Source organism: Nocardia sp. 852002-51101_SCH5132738 (assembly GCF_001665695.1).
GTDB lineage: Bacteria > Actinomycetota > Actinomycetes > Mycobacteriales > Mycobacteriaceae > Nocardia > Nocardia nova.
Map to the genome: position 1 here is coordinate 1 of NZ_LZML01000163.1, position 22,239 is coordinate 22,239.

Annotated in this window: 20 protein-coding genes and 2 pseudogenes; 10 read left to right on the forward strand and 12 right to left on the reverse strand. The window is 66.7% G+C overall.

Annotated elements, in window-relative coordinates:
* Positions 1-554: 554 nt before the first annotated feature.
* The gene (locus A5789_RS35965) at positions 555-1,019 is read right to left on the reverse strand and encodes a LysR substrate-binding domain-containing protein (RefSeq protein WP_228795543.1); all 465 of its coding nucleotides are present in this window, start codon (positions 1,017-1,019) and stop codon (positions 555-557) included.
* Positions 1,020-1,705: 686 nt separating this feature from the next.
* Here A5789_RS35965 and A5789_RS25190 point away from each other — a divergent pair.
* Positions 1,706-2,560, forward strand: a complete 855-nt coding sequence (locus A5789_RS25190) for an alpha/beta fold hydrolase (protein WP_227463026.1) — start codon at positions 1,706-1,708, stop codon at positions 2,558-2,560.
* A gap of 495 nt (positions 2,561-3,055) precedes the next feature.
* On the opposite strand, the gene A5789_RS25195 is transcribed toward A5789_RS25190, so the two are convergent.
* Both A5789_RS25195 and A5789_RS38670 read right to left on the reverse strand, forming a co-directional pair.
* Positions 3,056-3,754, reverse strand: coding sequence for a hypothetical protein (locus A5789_RS25195; protein ID WP_064905533.1), 699 nt, complete (start codon positions 3,752-3,754; stop codon positions 3,056-3,058).
* A 519-nt stretch (positions 3,755-4,273) separates the two neighbouring features.
* Positions 4,274-4,459 (reverse strand): annotated as a pseudogene (locus A5789_RS38670) (EthD family reductase); the annotation flags it as partial.
* Between the two features lie 66 nt (positions 4,460-4,525).
* On the opposite strand from A5789_RS38670, the gene A5789_RS25205 reads away from it, so the two are divergent.
* Positions 4,526-5,428 (forward strand): LysR family transcriptional regulator, encoded by a 903-nt coding sequence (locus tag A5789_RS25205; RefSeq protein WP_064905535.1) that lies wholly within the window; start codon positions 4,526-4,528, stop codon positions 5,426-5,428.
* Positions 5,429-5,490: 62 nt separating this feature from the next.
* Here the strand turns inward: A5789_RS25205 and A5789_RS25210 are convergent, their stop codons facing one another.
* Together A5789_RS25210 and A5789_RS36905 are read right to left on the reverse strand one after the other, a co-directional pair.
* Positions 5,491-7,236, reverse strand: a complete 1,746-nt coding sequence (locus tag A5789_RS25210) for a pentapeptide repeat-containing protein (RefSeq protein ID WP_193615565.1) — start codon at positions 7,234-7,236, stop codon at positions 5,491-5,493.
* 273 nt (positions 7,237-7,509) lie between these two features.
* Entirely contained in the window at positions 7,510-7,710 is a 201-nt protein-coding gene (locus A5789_RS36905) for a hypothetical protein (protein WP_146098637.1), read from the reverse strand.
* A 233-nt stretch (positions 7,711-7,943) separates the two neighbouring features.
* Here A5789_RS36905 and A5789_RS25215 point away from each other — a divergent pair, with 233 nt between their 5' ends.
* The 3 genes from A5789_RS25215 (at position 7,944) to A5789_RS25225 (ending at position 10,634) form a co-directional block, all read left to right on the forward strand.
* Positions 7,944-8,282, forward strand: coding sequence for a hypothetical protein (locus A5789_RS25215; RefSeq protein WP_063012450.1), 339 nt, complete (start codon positions 7,944-7,946; stop codon positions 8,280-8,282).
* A 209-nt stretch (positions 8,283-8,491) separates the two neighbouring features.
* The gene (locus A5789_RS25220; RefSeq protein ID WP_064905538.1) at positions 8,492-9,682 is read left to right on the forward strand and encodes an NAD(P)/FAD-dependent oxidoreductase; all 1,191 of its coding nucleotides are present in this window, start codon (positions 8,492-8,494) and stop codon (positions 9,680-9,682) included.
* 10 nt (positions 9,683-9,692) lie between these two features.
* Complete coding sequence (locus tag A5789_RS25225) at positions 9,693-10,634, forward strand: sigma-70 family RNA polymerase sigma factor (RefSeq protein ID WP_064905540.1); 942 nt, start codon at positions 9,693-9,695, stop codon at positions 10,632-10,634.
* Between the two features lie 11 nt (positions 10,635-10,645).
* Here the strand turns inward: A5789_RS25225 and A5789_RS25230 are convergent, their stop codons facing one another.
* The 6 genes and pseudogenes from A5789_RS25230 to A5789_RS25255 form a co-directional block, all read right to left on the reverse strand.
* The gene (locus tag A5789_RS25230; protein WP_197516721.1) at positions 10,646-11,062 is read right to left on the reverse strand and encodes a nuclear transport factor 2 family protein; all 417 of its coding nucleotides are present in this window, start codon (positions 11,060-11,062) and stop codon (positions 10,646-10,648) included.
* A 63-nt stretch (positions 11,063-11,125) separates the two neighbouring features.
* Complete coding sequence (locus A5789_RS25235) at positions 11,126-11,395, reverse strand: Txe/YoeB family addiction module toxin (protein ID WP_064905542.1); 270 nt, start codon at positions 11,393-11,395, stop codon at positions 11,126-11,128.
* Complete coding sequence (locus A5789_RS25240) at positions 11,388-11,645, reverse strand: type II toxin-antitoxin system Phd/YefM family antitoxin (RefSeq protein WP_063012442.1); 258 nt, start codon at positions 11,643-11,645, stop codon at positions 11,388-11,390. Before A5789_RS25240 ends, A5789_RS25235 begins: the two co-directional genes overlap by 8 nt.
* 74 nt (positions 11,646-11,719) lie before the next feature.
* A pseudogene (locus A5789_RS38085) lies at positions 11,720-11,974 on the reverse strand (class I SAM-dependent methyltransferase); the annotation flags it as partial.
* 132 nt (positions 11,975-12,106) lie between these two features.
* Positions 12,107-13,000, reverse strand: a complete 894-nt coding sequence (locus A5789_RS25250; protein ID WP_064905546.1) for an NADP-dependent oxidoreductase — start codon at positions 12,998-13,000, stop codon at positions 12,107-12,109.
* 109 nt (positions 13,001-13,109) lie between these two features.
* Entirely contained in the window at positions 13,110-14,261 is a 1,152-nt protein-coding gene (locus tag A5789_RS25255) for an epoxide hydrolase family protein (RefSeq protein ID WP_155525822.1), read from the reverse strand.
* A 61-nt stretch (positions 14,262-14,322) separates the two neighbouring features.
* Between A5789_RS25255 and A5789_RS25260 the strand changes: the two genes are divergently transcribed.
* From A5789_RS25260 to A5789_RS25280, 5 genes are all read left to right on the forward strand, one after another.
* Positions 14,323-15,282 (forward strand): YafY family protein, encoded by a 960-nt coding sequence (locus A5789_RS25260; protein ID WP_064905569.1) that lies wholly within the window; start codon positions 14,323-14,325, stop codon positions 15,280-15,282.
* A gap of 400 nt (positions 15,283-15,682) precedes the next feature.
* Entirely contained in the window at positions 15,683-15,946 is a 264-nt protein-coding gene (locus A5789_RS25265) for a hypothetical protein (RefSeq protein ID WP_064905548.1), read from the forward strand.
* Between the two features lie 133 nt (positions 15,947-16,079).
* Positions 16,080-17,093: an alcohol dehydrogenase catalytic domain-containing protein gene (locus A5789_RS25270; RefSeq protein WP_064905550.1), complete on the forward strand. Its 1,014-nt coding sequence runs from the start codon at positions 16,080-16,082 to the stop codon at positions 17,091-17,093.
* A gap of 86 nt (positions 17,094-17,179) precedes the next feature.
* Positions 17,180-18,124, forward strand: a complete 945-nt coding sequence (locus A5789_RS25275) for an ATP-binding cassette domain-containing protein (RefSeq protein ID WP_063012428.1) — start codon at positions 17,180-17,182, stop codon at positions 18,122-18,124.
* Positions 18,121-18,888: an ABC transporter permease gene (locus A5789_RS25280; RefSeq protein ID WP_063026675.1), complete on the forward strand. Its 768-nt coding sequence runs from the start codon at positions 18,121-18,123 to the stop codon at positions 18,886-18,888. The genes A5789_RS25275 and A5789_RS25280 overlap by 4 nt, the downstream gene beginning before the upstream one ends.
* Here A5789_RS25280 and A5789_RS35970 read toward each other — a convergent pair.
* Complete coding sequence (locus A5789_RS35970) at positions 18,872-22,159, reverse strand: BTAD domain-containing putative transcriptional regulator (RefSeq protein WP_155525823.1); 3,288 nt, start codon at positions 22,157-22,159, stop codon at positions 18,872-18,874. The two genes, A5789_RS25280 and A5789_RS35970, sit on opposite strands and share 17 nt — an antisense overlap.
* Positions 22,160-22,239: the final 80 nt, after the last annotated feature.

Genomic DNA, 22,239 nt, shown 5'->3' on the forward strand with positions numbered 1-22,239 from the left:
GAACCGAATTCCATTGTGCTAGAATAGATTTAGTACCGAACTAGCTTCGGACTTACACGGTTCTCGTGACACCCTCGGTCGGTCCGGTAATGCACACCCAGCGAATCCTCACGGTAAACGATGAATTCCACCTCGATGCTGGGCTTGGTCTGTTCCGGCTCGGATCCGATGACATTGTTCGGCTCGCTCACCGCTACAGCCTGCCACTGCCGACCCAATTCCGCCTGTCACGCCCTCATCGATCGAACCGAACCACCGATATTTGATCAATGCTTGCATGGAAACCACCCGAGACCATCGATCTGGGAAGGATCCCACGGCCGTCAAGATTTGACGCTGTAATCGGCATGTGCGGACGATTGCCGGCGGCGGGATCTGCACGGCCGGTTGAACTCCGGCTCCACCGCCCTGGCCGATCCGGTCAGCGCGATCAGCGGCAATAGCGTGCGTTCGCGGCGACGATCAGCCCCAGAACGTCACGACATCTTTGCCTGTTCGCTTGGACGCTACTAGCCACAGGTCAGACCATTCGAAATCCTCGAACGCCGATTTGTTCAGCTCAGCGAAGTCCTCTGGATCATCGGACGCCCACTCGTCCAACGCCTCAGCGCACTTCTCCTTCGTCCAGTAACCTCCGCCCCCTCCTTTTGTGTCGTAACTGCGGCTTCACCGGCCGGAGCGAGGGTGAGCCCGTCGCGTAGGTCGCGCTGAAACATTGCGAAAGAGACTGCGGGCGTCTGGAATCGGGGGCTGTGCCGGGTGTCGCGGAACAGTGCGGACAGCTGATCGTGGATCACGGGGTTGGCCGTACGGTCGGGGAGTCGCAGCGGATACGCGGCCGCGTCGGCGATCGCTATCTCCGGCTGTTCGGCCAGCGGATGATGCTGTGCCAATTGGACCCCGACGCGCTCGCGCCGCAGCAGGAACCGGCGGACGCCGCGACCCGGCTGTTCACCGGGGGTGATCCCGGCATCGATGTGGCCGTCGGCGACCGCGGGGGAGATCTCCGGTGTCGCCATGGGGACCGCGCCGACGTCGAGTCCCGGTTGCTGCGAATGAGCCTGTCCACCAAGGCCGGTGCCGTCTCGACCCCCGCGCTGAGGCTGTATCCGATGCGCAGCGTGCCCAGTTGACCGGCCCCCGCACTCCGGGCCGGACGCGGCGGGCGGGCTGCGCAGATCAGCCCGGTCCTGCAGCGCAATGCCCCGTCATGATGGCGCACAAGAGCTGCGCGGCCAGGGATGTGAGCGCTTCGCCGGCCGAACCGGAGGCCGATCCACTATCGGCCACCTGGGGCGCAGAGGGGGTTTCAGCGGCGAGCGTCAGTCCTGTCTCCGCTTGCGCTGGGGCAAAGGGGATCAGTATGGCACCTGTCAGCAATACACTGGCAACGCCACTACGGATGACTCGAATCAACTCGAACCTACTCGATCTCAAGGGATTTGGTCCGCAGGCGCGAACCGCTCGTCCTAGATCGATGGATACCGCCCACCCGTTAACAGAGTGTCCGCTGATCGGTGGATGCCGCCTTCCGCATCCCCCGATCGATCGCCTTCCCGATGGCCGGGGCCCTACGTGCGTCCACAGATAGGTTGCGATTCGGTCAGCCGAGGCATATCAAGATTCAGAGTCCGGCGGGGTCTCCATGGTTTCCGAATTGATCTGATAAATCACACCTGACCGGTTGAGGGGGCAGGCGATCATGATGCTGCATGTTCGCGACTACGGGGGCGACGGTGTGCCGTTGGTCCTGCTACACGGCGCAGGCCGGTCGCTGTCCGATTGGGATGCCGCTGCCACACACCTACTCGGTGCTGGGCACCGCGTTCTCGCGGTTGACCTTCCAGGGCACGGTCGGTCCCCCGACATCGCCCCCTGGTCGGTTCGCACCGTGGTACGGCATGTCGCGGAGGCGTTGCACGCGCATCGGGTGGGCGAGCCGGTGGTGGTGGGGCATTCGCTGGGCGGGCTCATCGCGGTGGAGTACGCGCGTGCGTGCCGAGTTCGTGCCGCGGTGAATCTCGATGGGTTCTGGTGGGGGCGGCCGGGGGAGTATCCGGGCGCCGAGCGGGTCGAGGTGTTGCTGCGGCAGAGTGCTGGGGCGATTGCTGCGTCCCAGCACATCCAGGAAGAGATCGCGCAGGCGGCCAGGTACGGAATCCCGTCCGAGAGGGCGGAGGCGGCGGCTCGCGCAGCGGTGCGGCCGCTTCCCGATGGGAGATGGCAGACCCTGCCGGAGCGGGCTGCGGCCCTGCAGATGTACGACGAGCTGGACCGGCTTGGCGCACTTGGTGTTACCGCCTGGCTGGCGGAGGTGACTTGCCCCTTGTTGCTCGTGCAGGCCGGCAGGCAACCACCGAGGTCGCCGAAGTGGCTCGATGACCTGTTCACCAGCTTTGCGCGCGGGCTCGCTGCCGAGCTGGCGGCATTCGCCCGTGACCGGGCTACGGTCACCGTGGCCCGGATCGATGCGACCCATGAGATGGTTCTGGAAACGCCGGAATCGGTAGCGGCGTTGATCGCCCGGTTCGTTCGCGAGTTGCCTCGGAGCGCGAGCTAGCCTTCGTCTCGTTCCTCCTCGGGTCGACGACGAAGTTCACGGACGCGCCGGAATCGGCATTACCGCACACTTGAATTCGCTGGAGCCGGTCAAGCGAAGGTGGCCGACGGATCGGTCTCGAGTAGGTGCAATCGGTGCTTTATGTCCAGTGGTTATTCGGCTTCGGAACGCGAGGCTAGCTGTGACCCGCGCCTTCGACGTGCAGATACCGGACGTCAAGAGGGTCGAGTTCCGCTTCAACGTATAGCGGATCAGCGTCTAAGAAGAAGTAGGGGCGGGGCATGTACCGCTCCTGGTAGAGACTTTGCTGAGGCCCCCATCCGGTATTCGGGTGGGGGCTTGCTCGTTTCGCCGGTGCTGTGCGATGGCCGGTTCGGTCAGCGCGGTAAGCGGCATTGCCGGATGTCCCGAGCTGCGGCGCGTCCGCATTGTTCAGGCGCGTGCCCAGCGGCTGTCGCAGGACGTGTCCAAGGGGTTTCACTCGTCGTCGGGAGGTCATGGTGGGGCGTCGCGTGAAAGCTGTTCGCCGGCGGGAAGGTAGATCGGCTCCGGGCGGGTTCCGGCCACGTAGTCGCGGAAGGCTCGCAGATACTCGCCTAGTTCCCGCTCGTCGGCGAACCTGATCCCGGTCGGGTCGAACCATTCCTGCGGTGTCGGGCGTCGCACGATCATGTAGTCCAGGGCTTCGCGCACCAGCACCCCGTAGGTCGGATCCCTCACGCACATATCACGCACCTGCGGGGCGTGATATCGCATTCTGCCGTCGCGGTGAACGTCCATCAGCGGCCACCACAGGGCATCGAAATGCGGGATTTCGTCCCACCACTTGGAGCGCAGGGGCTCTTCGGTCCGCGTTCGGCGGCGTGATGGCGGAACTGGTGTCGGGTAGTCGCCGGATACGCCTCTGCTGTCGATGGCGCGGATCGGTCCGGCTCCGAGGTTCGCCGGCGGGTACCACACGCCGCGCCACACCGGGACTCCGAGATGGCGAGGATTCAGCGGCAGCGGCGCGGCCAGCGAGATGTCGACCGTGATTCGACGCACGGGTGGCAACGGTCCGTCGGTCACCAGATCTGCCGCCATCGACAAACAGTCCCGCACGTCGAATCCGGTCACACCGATAGCTTTTCCGAACCATGGGGCAGGGCAGTCCCGCACGTCGAATTCGATCCAGAACCGTCGCACCATCGACATATGCGCGCACTCCTCCTCGATCTACCGCCGAGAGGGGACGGCGTCGTGTCCGTGTCGCGGTCCACCTCGACGATCGCCGGGATATCACCCGCACGGTACCAACGTTCGTTCGGCAACCACCACTTGATAATCGGCATGAGTGCGCACTTGGGTCCACTAGCTGGGTGATGCGGCCAAAGGGGCGGCCCTGGGTCGCTGCCGGCATCGGTCGGATCGGTGGGTTGCGTGCAGAGGTTGTTCGGCTTCGGAAACGCGAGTCGAGCCCCGAGGACGCACGATCGGCCGAACGCGACCCGGACGCGGTCCTGCCTCAGATGGTGCCGTCCTGCACCGGATAGTCGATGACGACCGCACCGCCGGTGGCGTAGTTGACGACATCGGCGGCCGCCCGCCGGCCGGGCTGTGATGCCCGTGCCGCGGCCACGGCGTCGCCGTCGGCGAAGTCGGCCTCGAAGACCGCGAATACGGCGAATCTCCGTTCGGGGCCGCCACGTCGAAGCTGTAGCGCCAGGCAAGCAGGCCGGGCATTTTCATGACCAGTGGAAGGTGGTTGGTCACGTAGTAGTCGCGGAAGTGGTCGGGGTCGGCGGGCTCGGGATACAGGACTACCAACTTGTGCATGACTGCCTCCCGGTGTCTGTGGCTGCGGTGTCCGGTACCGCGGTCGGTTGAATCGTCATATGCGCAGGTTAGGGCTTGATGCATGGTCGAGGGAAAGATCGGAACGGGATAGACTCAGAACGGATCGTTATCAATCGGCAGGGAGGGTATGTGGCGCCGGATACGGTGAGCCTGCGGTACTTTTTGGTGCTGGCGCAGGAGTTGAACTTCACCCGCGCGGCAGCACGCATCGGTATCGCGCAGCCCGCACTCAGTGCCCGGATGCGCCGATTGGAGGCGGAACTCGGTACGAGCCTGCTGGTTCGAAACACGCGCAGGGTCGTATTGACCACGGCCGGTGCGGCTTTGGCGGAGTCCGCGCCACCCGCGCTGGCGGCGCTGGATCGGGCATGGGACACCGCCCGGAATGCGGGGGCCGGTGAACTGGGCACGCTGCGCATCGGATACAGCCTCAGCACGGGAGCCGAGACGGCACCGGCCCTGGTGGACAAGCTCATTCGCAGCAGCCCGGGACTCGACGTCGGCGCGGTCCCGATGGCGACACCGGAGATCTCCCCAGCGGTCGCCGACGGCCGCATCGATGCGGGGATCACTCGCGGTGAACAGCCGGGCCGTGGCGTGCGCCGGTTCCTGCTGCGGCGCGAGCGCGTCGGGGTCCAACTGGCGCAGCATCATCCGCTGGCCGGACACCCGGAGATCGAGATCGCCGACGCGGCCGCGTATCCGCTGCGACTTCCCGACCGTGCGGCCAACCCCGTGATCCACGATCAGCTCGCCGCACTGTTCCGCGACACCCGGCCGAGCCCCCGATTCGTCACGCCCGCAGTCTCTTTCGATATCTCTCAGTGCGACCTACGCGACGGGCTCACCCTCGCTCCGGCCGGTGAAGTAGCGGTCACGACACAACCGGCCGGTCTCACGTGGCGACCGCTGCTGGGCGCGCCCACCTTGACGATCCACCTGGTCCTCCCGCGCGTGCAGTCACCACTACACCGCCGCGTCCGCACCGTCGCCAAAACCCTGGCACACGAGCTGCACTGGCTGCCGGACTGACGCGCAGGAGGTCACGCGAGACGGACATCGGCCGCGTGTCATCGATGGTGCGTGAGACCCATCTATTGCTGCTGGTGGCGGCTTGCTGAGCCTGCCGAGAGAGTTGGTGCCGCCACCGCGGGCGGCCAATTCTGAGGCTCGATGTTGGTTGGCTTCCGACTGTGGTCCTGGCTCCAGTCGAATATAGGTATCGGAGGTCCCCACTGTCTCGGTTCGTCGAACGAGATGGTGCCGCTACCGAAGTCTGCCTCATCGAACCGGGCGTTGCCGGCGAAGGTCACACGATCGAACCGGGCCTCGGCGGCGAAAGTCGCGCTGCCGAACCATGTATTGCCGGCGAAATTCACTCGGTCGAATCGAGCGTTTCCGGTGAAGGTGGCGCCGCCGAATCCTGCGTCGCTTGCGAAGGTGGCGCCGCCGAACCCTGTGTTGCCGGCGAAGGTTGCGTCACCGAACTCGGCGCTGCCGGAGAAGGTCGCCTCGCCGAACTCGGCGTCACCGGAAAAAGTCGCGCTGTCGAATCCTGTATTGCCGGCGAAGGTGGCGTCGCCGAATCCCGCGTCGCCGACGAAGGTCGCGTCGCAGAACCGGGCATTCGCGGAAAAGGTCGCGCCGTCGAATCGGGCGTTGCCGGAAAAGGTTACGTTGCGGAACCGGGCGTTGCCGGTGAAGGTGGCGCCGTCGAAGTGGGCGTTGCCGGTGAAGGTTGCGCCGTCGAACCGGGCGTTGCCCGAAAAGGTCGTCTCGCCGAATCCTGCGGCGCCCGCGAAGGTCGCGCCGCCGAACCGGGCGTCGGCGGAGAAGTTCGCGCCGGCGAACGCGGCGTGGTCGGCGAAGGTCGCGTCGTCGAATCGGGCGTCGCCGGACAGGGTCGCGCCGTCGAACCGGGCGTCGCCGGAGAAGGTTGCGTTGCCGAATCGGGCGTTGCCGGAGAAGGTTACGCTGTCGAACCACGCGTTGCCGAAGAAGGTTACGTCGTCGAACTCGGCGTTAGCGGCGAAGGTAGCGCTACCGAACCAGGCGTCGCCGGAGAAGGTCGCGCCGCCGAACCGCGCAGAACCCAGAAACTGTGCACGGCTGAAGTCGACGTTCTCGAGATAGGCCGTGCGAAAGTCGAAATCGACTGCCGACCAGCTGTATGTGGCCTTGGGCCGAAGGTGGTCGGTAATGACGCGGAGGATGGTTGCGCGAACTTCTCGGTCATTGTGCCGATATTCGTGGTGGTGCTCCCGGTCGTCGGCGCGGGTGTTGTCCGCCGTCGCGCGGTGCTGTTTGACGACCAGTTTGCTCTGGTGGTTGGCGCCGAGCTCCGGGCTGTAGGGCAAGCGGAGGTATCCGCACAGCACGTCGATGCATTGCTGGCGGCGCAGGCCGTCGGATTCGTCGGCGACACCGGCCATCGCGTAGACCCCGGCGATTCGGACCGCGACATCCGTCGCGCCGAGTTGGGCGGCTGCGGCGCCGAAGCGTTCGACAAATCGGCTCTGTTCCAGATCGCGTTGACGCCGGTAGGCGATGACCAGGGCGACTACGCCGCCGACACCGGCGACAACGGTCAATGCGACACGAGTGATATCGATTTCGGCGGCTTGCTTGGTTTCATCGACGGGCGTGAGCCAGCGGAGGAATCCGTAGGCCGCGAAGGCCACAGCCAGTCCGGCGAGCAGCGCTGCGGTGACCGCGGGGAACAGCCGTATTCGTCCCGCCCGGCGGCTGAATGCCGCGCGGGATTCCTTGGTCGACGCCGCCCGCAGCGCGGTCATTCTCGAATGTGCCTGTGCGCGAGGCGCGCTCACCCTCCTGGTCACTGCACGATTCTGCTCGATACCGAAAGTAAGCGCCATCGAGCGTGGAAACGGGCACAGCGCGAGACCTCCTCCGCCGTCGGCGTTCACCAGACCCGTCCGGAGCCTTTCACGGCAACCGGTGGCGACTTGAGAGCCTCGACGACTACTTCACTCGCGACTACCGCAACAACAGGCATGCCCCGAACTTTTCGTGCAAACCTCCGCGTTGATGCGCGAAAACCGCCGAATGCGAGGCGGTTTGCACGATTTGTTCAGCACCGAGGGCCGGCGGCGCTAGAAGTCCATGCCTCCGAGCCCGCGGGGCGAGGATTCGGGTTCGCCGGGCTGTTTGCCGCCGGTGGGATCGCTCGTGGTCGAGTGGTGTTCGGCGGCGAGATCGGTGTTCGGTTCGCGGCGGGGGTGGTGGACCATGGCCCACGCAGAATGTGCCGCTGCCGATATTCGCTGTCCCAGGTGGGCCGCAACTCCTGACATCGGATTACTCCTCGTCGGACGACTGTTCTTGTCTCGCGCATACCCGGTGCTGCCCGGAGCATGCGCTCGCCGCCGAGAGGGCGCTTCGGCATGCAGGCCGGACCGGAAGCGGTATCGAGCGCGGGATATCAGATGACATTCTGCCCTTGGTTGGGCCGGGCGGGGACGTCACGCTCGACAGTGACGAATGGTGGCCCGGTCGAGGGTCGAACCGATCCGAAAGGACAAGGAAGATGAAGCCGTTGTCGGAATCGCTCACGGATCTCGCGGCTCGGGTGAAGCAGTTCGAAGAGTCGTCTGCTGCCGCGCGGGAACGGAGTCGCACCGCGTTGCAGGCTCGGCGGGAGGAGCTGAGCGAGACCCTTCAGAACGAGGGAAACGAGTTCGAGAAGACCGCGGCGGACCTGCGGAAAGCCGCGCAGAGTTGGTGGTCGGACACTCAGGACGCCCTGGAACGCCAGATCGATGCGATGCGGGCCGATTTCCAGAAGTGGCAGGCCGACCTCAAAGCGCAGCGTGCGGAACGGACGGCCGGGGACGGCAAGACCGTTGAACCGGCGAGCAAGGACTGACCAACGATCGCGCCGTAGCCGCCTACCGCCGAGGCGGCTGCGGGCGGTGCTCGGCCTCCAGTTCGCCGCGCGAAGAGACCACTTCGAAGGCCGCTGTGAAATGCCGGCGCACGGCGATGACGGAGAGTGATGCAGATCACTGTCTGGTCCTGTCAGGAATTCGCGCTCTGTCTCGTTCAGGCAGCACGCGAACCAGACAGGAGCGAATCATGAAGCACCGCATCGTCGTTCTCGGGGCCGGATATGCCGGAACCTTCTGCGCCGGATACCTGGCCCGCCAACTGCACGCCGACGACTTCGACATCACCGTCGTCAATGCCGAACCCGATTTCGTCGAGCGGTTGCGGCTGCATCAGCTCGCCGCCGGGCAGGAACTGCGCCATCGGCCGCTGGCGGAGATATTCGCGGGTACGGGCATCCGGTTGCGCGTGGCACGGGTGACCGCCGTCGACGTCGAGGCCCGGACCGTCGCCGTCGCCGACGATGCCGGCATCGATCGGCTCGAATACGACACACTGCTCTACGCGCTCGGCAGCACCGCTGCCGATCAAGGGGTTCCCGGCGTCCACGAGCATGCCTTCCACGTGACCGCGCGTCCGGCGGCCCTGCGTCTGCGCGCCCGCCTCGACGAGCTGGGCGACGACGGAAAAGTGCTGGTCGTCGGCGGTAACCTGACTGCGATCGAGGCCGCCACCGAACTGGCCGAATCACGGCCGGGACTTCGAGTCGGCCTCGTCACCAGTGGTGAATTGGGTGGCTGGCTGGGCGCGAAGGGCCGCGGTCATCTGCTGCTTGCCTTCGACCGTTTCGGCATCACGGTTCACGAGCAGACAACGATCGGGCGCGTCGGGAAGGACGCCGCGGTCGCGACCGACGGCACCGTTTTCACGTCCGACGCGACGGTGTGGGCCGCGGGCTTCGCCGTCCACCCGATCGCTGCCGCCAGTGGTCTCGAGGTGGTCGCCAACGGTCAGATCACCGTCGACCGTCAGATGCGGTCGGTCTCGCATCCGGACGTCTACGTCGCCGGGGACAGCGTCTTCGTCATCGGCGAGAACGGCCGCCCGTTGCCGATGTCCTGTGCTTCGGCCGGATTCACCGGCATGCAGGCGACCGCGGCGATCATCGGCGACCGGACCGGACGCAAGATACCGACGACCTCGCTGTCGTATGTCGGCAACCACATCAGCCTCGGTCGCAGGGACGGGATCTTCCAGCTGGTCGACGGCGACGCGCACGCGAAGTCGTGGGCCCTGTGTGGCCGGCCGGCCGCGGTCGTCAAGTCGAAAATTCTCGACATCGCCGCGTGGAGTCTGAGCCATCCGACCTTCGGGAAGCCGAGTCACAAGTACCGCTGGGCCGGTACCCGAGAGAACTCGGCGCCGGTGGTCGCCGCCTAGAGTCGTGCTCATGGATACCGCCACCGTGGCGAGTTTCGAGGCCAGTCGGAATCGGCTGGCCTCGCTGGCCTACCGTCTGCTCGGCTCGGCCGCCGACGCCGAGGACACGGTGCAGGACGCGTTCCTGCGGTGGCAGGCCGCCGACCGAGGGTACGTCGAGGTGCCCGAGGCGTGGCTGACCAAGGTCGTCACCAATCTGGCGCTCGACCGCCTCCGTTCGGCGACAACGCGGCGCGAACGCGCGGTCGGCGCCTGGATGCCCGAACCGTTGCTCGACGGCGACCCGATGCTCGGCCCGGCCGATACCGTCGAGCAGCGCGAATCGGTGACCCTGGCGGTCCTCATGCTCATGGAGCGACTGTCGCCGATCGAACGTGCCGTTTACGTACTGCGCGAAGCCTTTTCGTACAGCCACGCCGAGACGGCCGAAATCCTCGACATCACCGAATCCGCGAGTCAGCAATATCTGCACCGGGCGCGACGTCGAATCGCCGCCGCCGGCACGACCACCGAAACGGACCGGGCAACTGCGCGCCGGATCGTCGAGGCGTTCGTCGCCGCCGCCTCCTCGGGCCGGACCGAACAGCTGGTGGCACTGCTGACCGACGACGCGACCGGCATCTCCGACGGCGCCGGTCTGGGATGGGCCGCGAAATTCATCCGGTACGCGACGCCGCAGCGGATCGCCGGTGCGGTGCGGGCCGGCTTCAAACCGACTCCGGCGAAGCGCAAACTCGCCGGCGGCTCGCCCGCCATCCATGCCGCCGTGGTCAACGCCTGTCCGGCCATGCTCGCCACGCTCGACGATCGCGTTGTGGGTGTGCTGATCCTGGAGGTCCGCGACGACAAGATCGCGGGCGTGCGCGGTATCGCCGCCCGGCAGCGACTCGGTCGCCTCACCGAGGAATGGCAGCGGCAGGAACACGATGTCCCGCTGATCGAATCGTGGTGACTACGAGCGGCCTACACCTGCTCGTCAAGCACCGCCAGGACCGCCGAGGTGTCGTGATAGTACGGCCGGAACTCGGTGATGAGGCCGTCTCGAAAGCTGATCCATTGCAGCAGTGAGGTTTCGAGTTCGCGTCCCGTGCGGCGCGCCCGCAAGCGCCCCCGGCTGTAGACGACGACTCGGTCGCCGTCGCTGAGAAACTGCTGGTCGTCGAACCATAGTCCGTCCCAGCTGTCGCCCATTGCGGCGATGAACTGCCGGAAGCCGTCGTGTCCGCGCCATTCGCCCCCGTAGGGCAGGCTCGATGCCTGGTACATGACGACATCGGATGCCAGATGCCGAGCCATCTCCCCGAACTCGGCCCCCTCCGTGAGATAGGCCGCTTCGGCCGCGTAGAACGCTCGCAAGGTGGTCATCACATCCGCCGTCATGCCCACGATCTTGGTGTTCGCGGCCTTACCGTGCTGGCGAGAATTCGACGTCGTGATGGGCGATCAATCGTCGTAATGTCGGCCCACACCGATGATGACGATCTCGGTCTCGGTCACGTAGTAGATCAAGCGATGTTCCCGGGTTATTCGCCTCGACCAGTTACCGGCGAGCTGGTGTTTGAGTGGCTCGGGTTTTCCGATACCTCGGAAAGGGTCGGCGAGGACTGCGGTGATCAGTTTGTTCGCCGCCCGCAAAACCGTTCGATCCCGAGTGAGCCACGACGAGTAGGTTTCCCAGCCGTAGGATGTGAAGACCAGCTTCCGGTCAGGCATCCGGGTCCAGCAACTCTCGCGCTTCGATCTCGCCTCGTTGCGCTTCGCGCGCCGACTCCAGCAAGCGAACCCCGCCGTGGGTCGCGAGTACGTAGAGCGTCTCCTGAATGGAATTCCAATCCGATTCCGCGACCAGAACCGCGTTTTCGCCGCTCTTCGTCACGACGGTGACCGTGTCGTGGTCGTCGTTGACCTGCTGTACCAGAGAAAACAGCTGTTGGCGCACGGTGGAGATCGGTAATGCGGTCATGGCGGCCCCTTCGTCTATCTTGTACAAGATATCGTACAAGACGACGCGGTGGCTGACGCAACGATCGCCGGCGAGCGGGTCCTCGCGGTGTCGAGCAGGCCGGCGCTGGTCCATACCTGTTCGACCAAGTCGCCGGGCGGCGTCTCGCCGGTCGCGAGCCGGGTGAGCAGGTCGATGCCGACCGCCCGGACGAGCGGTGCGGCGAACGGATCGTCGATGAGCTCCGGATCCGCGCGCGTCGCAATCGCCCGGGCCGCCGCAGCCATGGTGGCGGTCGAACCGACGCCCGTCGCCGGATCCCAGATGTCTCCGTCGTGCGTGGAAGTCATGGTCTCCCTTGTCTGCACCGTAGCTCGCTGTCACCGGTACGGATGCGAGCTATTGCGTTGTCGGGGAACGATTCCCGTGGTCACGCCACGATACGCCCGCCGATCGTCCGAGCCGCTGAGATTCTCGAACGCTCATACGGAGATGACCCGGCGCCCGCGAGCGTGGCCGGCCCGGCTGTCGATGTGTGCCGCGGCCGCCTCGGCGAGCGAGTACGACTTTTCCACCGGGATATGAAGCTTCCCGCGCGCGATGAGATCGGCGGCCTCGCCGAGCGCATCCGGCATACTTCCCGCTACGCCGGAGAATCGGACGCCGAACTCGGGTGCGCCGAGGTCGGCGATGGTGATCACCCGCCGTGGGTCCCCGGTCAGTTCGACGAGTTCGCGGAGGACGCCCGAACCGGCCAGATCGAGGGCCGCGTCGATACGCCCGAGTCGGCGCACGCGCTCGACCCAGCCCTCGCCGTAGGTGGTGGCGACGGCGCCGAGGCCGCGGAGATAGTCCTGGTTGGCCGCCCCGGCCGTGCCGATGACCGTGATGCCGCGCTCGCGGGCGATCTGGAGCACGGCCGATCCGACGCCGCCGGATGCGCCGCTGACCAGCAGGGTCTGCCCGGGGCGCACGCCCACCTGGTCGATGATGCGCAGTGCCGTCTCGACCACGGAGGGGTAGCCGGCCGCTTCGTCGAACGGCAGCCCGTCGGGCATGTTGGCCCAGGCGGTCAGCACCGCGAACTCGGCGTAGGTGCTCGAACCTTCGCCGAAGACATGGTCGCCGATCGCGAAACCCGTTACGCCCTCGCCGATTTCGTCCACCACGCCGGCCGCGTCCTGTCCCACTCCGGCGGGCAACTCGAGCGGATGGGCCTGCTGGAACTGGCCTTCGCGAATCCGCCAGTCGACGGGGTTCACGCCTGCCGCGCGCACGGCGATGCGGATCTGCCCGGGACCCGCGTGGGGCTCTTCGGCATCGACGAGTCGCAGGACTTCCGGACCGCCGAACTCGGCGAAGCTCACTTTCTTCATACGGCTGAGATCTTCGCGATGATCGAGGGAGCGTGGGCGGTCGCGCCCGGGGCCGATTCCGCTGCGGGATAAGCGATTACGTGCCGCCGCGGAATCGGCTCCGGTGGGTTCAGCCGACGACCGAACGGAAGAATTCGCGAATATCGGTGACAAGCTCCGCCGGCGCCTGGAGCGAAGCGAAGTGGCCGCCCACGGGGTATTCCTTCCAGCGCACGACCGTGTTGGCCGCCTCCGCCAGGCCCCGCACGGCCCGATCGCCCCGGAAGTTCGCGACCCCGGTGGGCACGCCCGAGGGCTCGGGTTTACTGCCCCACGACGCCCCGGACTCCCGGTAGATGCGGGCCGCGGAGCCGGCGGTGCCGGTGAGCCAGTAGGTCGTGACATCGGTGAGGATCATGTCGCGGTCGATCGGCGATTGATCGGTGGCAGTCGGATCCCAATCGACGAACCATTCGAGATTCCAGGCGAGCTGGCCCACGGGTGAGTCGTTGAGGGCGTAGGCGATGGTCTGGGGCCGCAAGGCCATCTGGGTCGCGTAGCCGTTGTGTCCGTACCACCACATCTGGTTCGCGATCGCCTTCGCGCGGTCCGCCTCCGACAGGTCGGCGAGTTCCCGGCCGGAGCCGCTCGCGGTCGCGGCGTCGGCCAGCGCGTTCACATGCACACCGATCACCTTGTCCGGTGCGACCCGCCCCAGGGCCGGGGAGATGAGACTGCCGTAGTCGCCGCCCTGGGCGCCGTAGCGTTCGTAGCCGAGTCGTGCCATCAGCGTTGCCCAGGCGCGCGCGACTCGCGGTACGTCCCAACCGGTTTCGCGGGTGGGTCCGGAGAATCCGAATCCCGGTACCGACGGCGCCACCACGTGAAATGCGTCGGACGGATCCCCGCCGTATGCGCGTGGATCGGTCAGCGGTCCGAGGATGTCGAGGAAGTCGGCGGGAGTGCTGGGCCAGCCGTGCGTGACGATCAGCGGCGTCGCGTCGGGCTCGGGGGAGCGGACATGCATGAAATGGACTGTCTGGCCGTCGATTTCGGTCACGAACTGCGGGACCTTGTTCAACCTCGCCTCGTGTTCGCGCCAGTCGTAGCCGGTGCGCCAGTACTCGGCCAGATCGATCAGGTAGTCGCGATCCACGCCGTAGGACCAGCCGACACCGGGCAGGGCATCGGTCCAACGGGTGCGGGCGAGCCGGAAATTCAGTTCGTCCAAGTCTTCCTGCGGGATATCGATGCGGAACGGGGTGATCGTCGTATCGGTCATGAGAAGAGCATCCGTCCCGTATAGGACGGAAACGGTCCTACACATGCGCGATGATCGATTCATGCCCGAAACCACGCCGGCGCGGCTGTTGCGGCTGCTGTCGCTGTTGCAGACACATCGCGACTGGTCCGGAACGGAGCTGGCCGAACGACTCGACGTCACCACCCGCACCATCCGGCGCGACGTGGATCGGCTGCGCGAGTTGGGATATCCGGTGCACGGCGTGCTGGGACCGGTCGGCGGATACCGACTCGGCGCGGGTGCGTCACTGCCGCCGCTGCTCCTCGACGACGACGAGGCGGTCGCCGTCACGATCGGACTGCAGACCAACACCACCGGCACTGTCGCCGGCATCGAGGAGACCTCGCTGCGCGCGCTCACCAAGATGGAACAGGTACTTCCGGCCCGGTTGCGCCACCGCGTCGACACATTGCGTGGCGCGGTGGTCGCGATGCCGCCTCGCTACGACCCCGGTCCCGCCGTCGACGCCGACCAGCTCACCGCCATATCCGCCGCCATCCGCGCCGCCGAGACGCTGCGCTTCGACTATCGCAGCCACACCGGCGACGACTCCCGGCGCAGCGTCGAGCCGCACCGCATCGCGCATTGGAGCCATCGGTGGTATCTCGTCGGCTGGGACCGCGACCGGGCCGACTGGCGTACCTTCCGCGTCGACCGCATGTCGCTGCGGACGCCCAACGGCCCGCGCTTCGCGCACCGGCCGTCGCCCGACGGCGATGTGGTGGCCTGCCTGCGCCGCACCATGGGCTTCGCGATGTGGCCGTACCGGTCGGTCATGCGCGTCCATGTCCCGGCCGAGCGGCTCGCCGGCCGCATCGAAGGTCTGGTCACCCCCATCGACGAGCACACCTGCCGACTCGAAATGGGTTCGGACTCCTACGCTTTGGTGGCCCTGGTGGTCGGCATGCTCGATGTGGAATTCGAGGTCGAATCTCCCCCCGAACTGGCGGAACACCTGAGGGCGCTCGCGAGCCGATTCACCCGAGCGGCAGGTGGATAGAGGCCGCGATACTCGCACCGTTCAGCCGGAGAGAACGGGCCGGGCAGGGCGAGTGGCTCCCTGCCCGGCCTCGCTCGATCAAGGACGCTCAGGACGACCCGGTGCCGGCGCCGAGTTGGCCGCCTGCGCCGAGGTTGATGCCGAGCAAGCTGAGAAAGAGGTTGAATGCGGTGGACAGGTCCATAGGACTTCTCCTGTCGTTGTCGATACATGATTTCTTTCCGACACGATTTTCAGTTGTATGGCGTTTATCGGGCCGGTTCCGCGACCTGTTAGCAGCGTTTCGTGAAAATGATTCGGATCACATCAAATGAGTTGCAGATCGCTGGAGCGGGTAATTCGGTCATGTGTCCAATATTCGAGTTCGCCGCTATGACGACGCTGTCACGTCGGTGCATAAATGACGTATCTGACCAGCTTGCAGCGGTTTTTATTGGATAAAATTCGCATTTTCGAATTCGCGGAGGCTACTCATGTCCGAAGGTTTGGATCTTCCACTGAGGCAGCTTGGCATACCCAACGAATCGAGGGTGAAACCCAGAGAGTTCGCTCTTTTCCGACCGATAATTTCTACGCGAGGCCGGGCGTCGGGGAGCAGTACGAACACCGCTTCGTCCGCGGTCCGGAGGGCACCGTCGTCGGCTCGGCCGAGGACATCGGCTGACGGCGGACACACCACCGGAAGACGTCGGATTCACCCCGAACGGTGGAGCAACCACCGGTTGTGAACAGCGATACTGGCCGAGGAGCGCCGTTGTCATTGATCACCGTTTCGAGGAAAGTGAGGATGATTCCCGATGTCCACTCATCAGGCTGTGCACATCCGATCCGCCGGTGACGCGTTGAAAGTGGTGGAGGTCGACACCACCGCGCCGCCCCGCGACCATGTGCGGATCCGGGTCTCGGCGTGTGGTGTCTGCGGCACGGATCGGGCGTTCGCCGGTGGCGGATTTCCCGGCATGTCCTGGCCGCTCACCCTGGGACACGAGATCGCGGGCACCATCGCCGAACTCGGCGACGGTGTGGACAACTACGCGCCCGGCGACCGCGTCGCGGTGGGCTGGTTCGGCGGGCACTGCGGCGAGTGCATTCCCTGCCGGCAGGGAGATTTCATTCATTGCGTGAACCTGCGGGTTCCCAGTTGGCACTACCCCGGCGGATATGCCGAGTCGGTGACGGTCCCGGCCAACGCGCCGGCCCGCATCCCCGACGAGTTGTCGTTCAGCGAGGCCGCGCCGATGGGATGTGCCGGCGTCACCACCTTCCACGCCCTGCGTGAGAGCAGGGCACGGCCCGGCGACCGCGTCGCGATCCTCGGCATCGGCGGACTCGGACACCTGGGCGTTCAATTCGCGCGTGCGATGGGCTTCGAAACGATCGCGATAGCGCGCGGTGCGGGCAAGGCCGAGGACGCCCGCGCGCTGGGCGCCCACCACTACATCGACTCGACCGCGGTCGAGGTCGGCGAGGCATTGCGGGAACTCGGGGGCGCGGCGGTCGTCCTCGCGACGGCGGGCAATTCCGCCGCCATGGCCGATACGGTCGGCGGGCTGCAGCCGCGCGGTGAACTGATCACCATCGGCGTCACGGCCGATCCGCTGCCCATCAGCCCGATGCAGCTGATCGTCCCCGGCCTGCGCGTCATCGGCCATCCGTCCGGCACCGCGCGCGATGTCGAGGAAACGATGGAGTTCGCGGTGCGATCGGGTGTCCGCGCGCGCATTCAGGAACTACCGCTCGAGCAGGCGGCGCAGGCCTACGCCGATATGGAGCAGGGCCGCGCCCGCTACCGCATGGTCCTCACGATGTAATGCGGTGACCAGCGCAAATTCCATATCAGCGATCGTGTCAGGCCGACGTCAGGGGCGTATCAGCCGGCCACCGCACAGTTGTCCCCATGAACAGCACAGCAATTGCCGCCTCCGGGTTGCGGAAGGCGTACGGGGACAAGACGATCCTCGACGGGATCGACCTGACCATCGAGGCCGGGACGATCTTCTCGCTGCTCGGCCCCAACGGGGCCGGGAAGACGACGACCGTGAACGTGTTGACCACGTTGGCGAAGGCCGACGGGGGAACGGCTCGGATCGCGGGACACGACCTGGCCACCGAGGGCAAGGCCGTGCGGGCGGCGATCGGGGTGACCGGGCAGTTCGCGGCGGTCGACGATCTGCTGACGGGAGAGGAGAACCTGCGGCTGATGGCGGGGCTGCATCGCCTGCGCGGGGATGCCGGCAAGCGGGTGGTGGCCGAACTGCTGGAGCGGTTCGATCTGGTGGAGTCCGCGGGTAAGCGGGCGGCGACCTACTCCGGCGGTATGCGCCGGAAGCTGGATCTGGCGATGACGTTGGTCACCAAACCGCAGATCGTGTTCCTCGACGAGCCGACGACCGGCCTGGATCCGCGCAGCCGGCGCACCATGTGGGACATCGTGCGGGAGTTGACATCCGAGGGTGTGACGATCTTCCTCACCACCCAGTATCTCGAGGAAGCCGATCAGCTGGCCGACCGGATCGCGGTACTCGACCAGGGCCGCCTCGTCGCCGAAGGCACCCCCGACGACCTCAAGCGCCTGGTGCCCGGCAGCCACATCCAGCTCCGGTTCGCACAACCCGAGGAACTGGACGCGGCGGCGCACAGCCTGCCCGGCGCCACCCGCGACGACAGCGCACTGACCCTGCGCGTGCCCGGCAACGGCGGCACGAAATCGCTGCGCCACCTGCTGGATCGGCTCGCCGAATCCTCGGTCGAGGCCGAGGAGGTCACCGTCCACACCCCCGATCTCGACGACGTTTTCCTTTCCCTGACCGGTCACGCGACCACGGAGGTTTCCCCGCGATGAGTACGATCACCCTGCCCGCACCCCTGTCCGATGCGTCGATGATGTTGGGCCGCAACTTCACCCACATCGCCCGCACTCCCGTCACCATCTTCAACGCGGCACTGATGCCGGTCGTGATGATGCTGATCTTCGTCTACGTCTTCGGCAATGCCTTCGATGTCGGCGGCCACTACATCGATTACGCCACACCGGGTTTGATCCTGCTGGCCATCAGCTACGGACTGTCCGGCACCGCGGTGTCGGTGAGCTCCGACATGGCGAAGGGCATCATCAACCGGTTCAAGGTCATGGACGTCTCCCGCAGCGCGATCCTGATCGGTCACGTGGCGGCGACCATGCTGACCAACCTGGTGGCCATCGCGGCCGTCATCGGTGTGGCCTTCGCGCTGGGCTTCCGCCCGCCGGCGAGTGCGACGGACTGGCTGGCCGCCATCGGCATCATGGTCGCGACCTCGTTCGCGGCGTCGTGGCTCACCGTCGCGCTGGGAATGGCCGCGAAGACGCCGGAATCCGCCGGTATGAGCGTGGTGCCGCTGATCATGCTGCCCTTCGTGAGCAGCGCGATCGTGCCGGCCGACAAGATGGGCCAGGGCATCCGGCAGTTCGCGCAGTACCAGCCGTTCACGCCGATCATCGAATCACTGCGCGGATTTCTCGAAGGACACCCGTCCGGCGGCTACACCGCCGCCGCGCTCGCCTGGTGCGCCGGATTCGCCGTGGTCGGATTCTTCTGGTCGCGTGCCACGTTCAACAAGCGAGCGTAGCCGCCGCCAATTCCTCCCAATTCGCTTGTGTCCCTTCCGTCGTCGCCTCGGTGAACCGCTGGTCATCGAGGCGACGTCGTGCTGTCTGCTCGATCCGCTCCACATCCGGCTGGGATCGGTCGACCAGTCCGCGAACCGCGGCACTGGCCGCCAGCAACCGGACCGCCTGTTCGTCCTGTCCGGCCCGCGACGCCAGATCCGCGATTCCCACCAGCATCAAGGCGGTGAGCGGTGCGTAGCCGGCGCCGGTCGCGGCTCGCAGCGCGGCGGCGTGCAGTGGGCGTGCGACATCCAAATCTGTTGCGAGACAACCGAGTTGATGGTTCGTCAAGGCGTCGACGTAGTTCCGGTCGGTGTCGCCGCCCTGCATGGATGTCGCGATCTCGATCTGCCGGCGGGCTTGTTCCGTATCGCCTTGCCAGCGGGCCAGTTCTGCCTTGGTGAAGGCGAATTCGGCCAGAGCGTTCGGCCAGGCGGACCGGTCCGCGTACCGCTGCGCCTCGGTCATGGCGTCGGCGCTCGCCTCCGCATCGCCCAGCAGCCAATACAATTGAGCCTGGCGCGCGCGGATCAGGAAGACGTCCTCGATGGCGCCGACCTCGGTGACGACCGCGATGGCCTCGTCGAGATGTGCGCAGGCGATGGCGAATTCGCCGCGCATGGCGATCCTGTTCGCCAGCTCGGTCAGGGCGAACGACATTCCCCACCGCTCGCCGAGCGCGCGGAATTCGGCCAGTGCCGTCTCGAGATGCTCGTCCGCCTCCCGGCCGGGGAAGCCGAGGGCGATCCGCGCCTTACCCACCTGTAACCGGGACAGCGCACGCACCCACGGATCGTCGTGGGTGAGCAACGGTTCGAAGGCGGTCAGGAACTCGTCTCCGCCGCGCAACATGCGTTGCAGGGCGCCGATGAATGCCAGGAGCGGATAGTCGGATTCGCTGTTCCGGCCGAGGTGGTAGGCCTTGTGGACCCATTCGGCGACCTGGTGCTCGTCGTTCGGGCCGGAACTCATGAAATGCACGATCAGGCCGTAGACCCTGGCCCGGAATTCGTCGTCGCCGGTCTCCGCCGCGGCGCCGGCACTGCGTGGTGAATCTTCGCTGCCGCCTTCGTGCCCGCCGATTCGCGCGGTTGTATCGGTGGCACTCTCGAGGGCACTGCGTGGTGATGCTTCGCTGCCGCCTTCGTGCCCGCCGATTCGTGCCGCGGCGGTGATCAGTTCCATCCCCTCGGCTTTGTGCCCGCCGAGCCACCAGTACCAGCCGGCGGCCGCCGCGAGCCGCAGCGCGCCCGCCGTGTCGTCGTCGGCGAGCGCGCCGCGCAGGGCGGCCGCGATATTGTCGTGTTCGGCCTCGAGCCTGGCGAGCCACTCCAGCTGCTCGGCGCGGCGCAGATGCGGCTCCGCGGTGTCGGCGAGGGTCGTGAAGTACGAAAGATGGTGCCGGCGAACGTGTTCCGATTCGCCGGCCGCGACCAGGCGGTCGTATGCGTACTGTCTGATCGTTTCGAGCATCCGGTAGCGGGGTTCGCTGTCGGCCGTGTTGAGCAGCAGCGACTTCTCGGTCAGTGCCGTCAGCAAGTCGAGCACCTCCCACTGCTCGACTTCCCCCGGTGCGTCTGAGATGGCGCAGATCTGCTCGGCCGCTTCGAGACTCGCACCGCCCGCGAAGACCGCCAGCCTGCGCAGCACCGTCCGCTCCGGGTCGGTGAGCAGTTCCCAGCTCCAATCGACCACCGCGCGCAACGTACGGTGCTGCGGGATGGCGGTGCGGCTGCCGCCGGTGAGCAGGCGGAACCGATCGTCGAGGCGGTCGGCGAGCTGGTCCAGGGACATGGTGCGCAGCCGGGCCGCGGCCAGCTCGATGGCCAGCGGTATGCCGTCGAGGGCACGGCAGACGCGCGCGATGGTCGACAGGGTGGCGGGATTCGTCATATCCAGATCGGTCCGGACCGCGCCGGCCCGGTCGCGCAGCAACTGCACGGCGGGGGAGGATTCGATCTCGGCCGGTCCGGCGTCCTCGTCCGGCAGCGCCAGCGGCGCCACCTGCCACAGCGCCTCGCCCGTGATGCCGAGCGGTTCACGGCTCGTGGCGAGAATCCGCAGGCCCCGGCATTCTCCGAGCACCCGGTGGGCGAAGGCCGCCGCGGCGTCGATCACGTGCTCACAATTGTCCAGGATCAGCAGCGTCTCGCGGTCGCGGATCGCCGCGACGAGCCGGTCGACCGGTTCCGCATCCGGTGCGCCGCCGAGCAGTGCGTCGCGCAGCCCGAATGCGGCCAGCGCCGACTGCGCCACGTCACCGCCGGCGCCGACGGACGCCAGCTCCACCAGCCAGGCCCCGTCCGGCAGATCGTCGAGCAGGGTGCGTGCGGTTTCCAGCGCCAGCCTGGTCTTCCCCGAGCCGCCCGGACCGGTCAAGGTGGTGAGCCGGTGGTTCGCGATGAGTTCGCGCACGGCGGCGATGTCGGTGTATGTGCCGACGTAGCTGGTCAATTCGGCCCGCAGGTTGGTCTTGCGTTCGCTGTCTCGCGGTCCCGCTTCGCCGCGCAGCAGGGCCACGTGCAGATCGGACAGTTCCGGTGCGGGATCCACACCCAGGGTGTCGGCGAGTGCTTCGCGGGCCCGCTGGTAGACGAGCAGGGCCTCGGCGCCGCGGCCCGCCGCGGCCAGGGCCCGCATCAACGCGGCGACCAGTCGTTCCCGGACCGGATGCCGGGCCACCAACTCCGTGAGTTCGGCGACCAGTTCCGGTCCGCGACCGAGGCGAATCTCCGCTTCGTACAGGTCTTCCAGCGCTGCCAGCTGCAGCCCCTCGAAGCGGGTGACCACCGCCTCGACCGCCGCACTGTCGCGCATATCGATGTCCTGCATCGGCGCCCCGCGCCACAGCACGAGGGCCTCGCGCAGCAGGTGCGTCTGCCGGACGACGTCGCCGCCACGCGCCTGATCGAGGAGCCGTTCGAACCGCAACGCGTCGACCGCGTTCGGATCCACCGCCAGCCGGTAGCCGCCCGCCTGCCCGTCGAGCGAACCGTCCGGCAGCACCCGGCGCAGCCGGGAAACCAACGCCTGCAACGCATTTGCCGCGTCGGCAGGCGGTTGCTCACCCCAGATCCAGTCGACCAGCGTCGCTTTGGGGACCGCGCGGCCGGGTTCGAGTGCGAGGGCGATCAACAGCGCCCGCAACCGGGCGCCCGGTATCTCGATCACTGCACCGTCATCTGCCCGGATGTCGAGCGTTCCAAGCATCCCGATTCGCACCCGGATCATTCTGCCGTGGTCGGCCGGCCCGTGTGAGATCGCCCGGTCCACGGCTGACAAGAACACCGGAGAAGCCGGAATCGACCCTG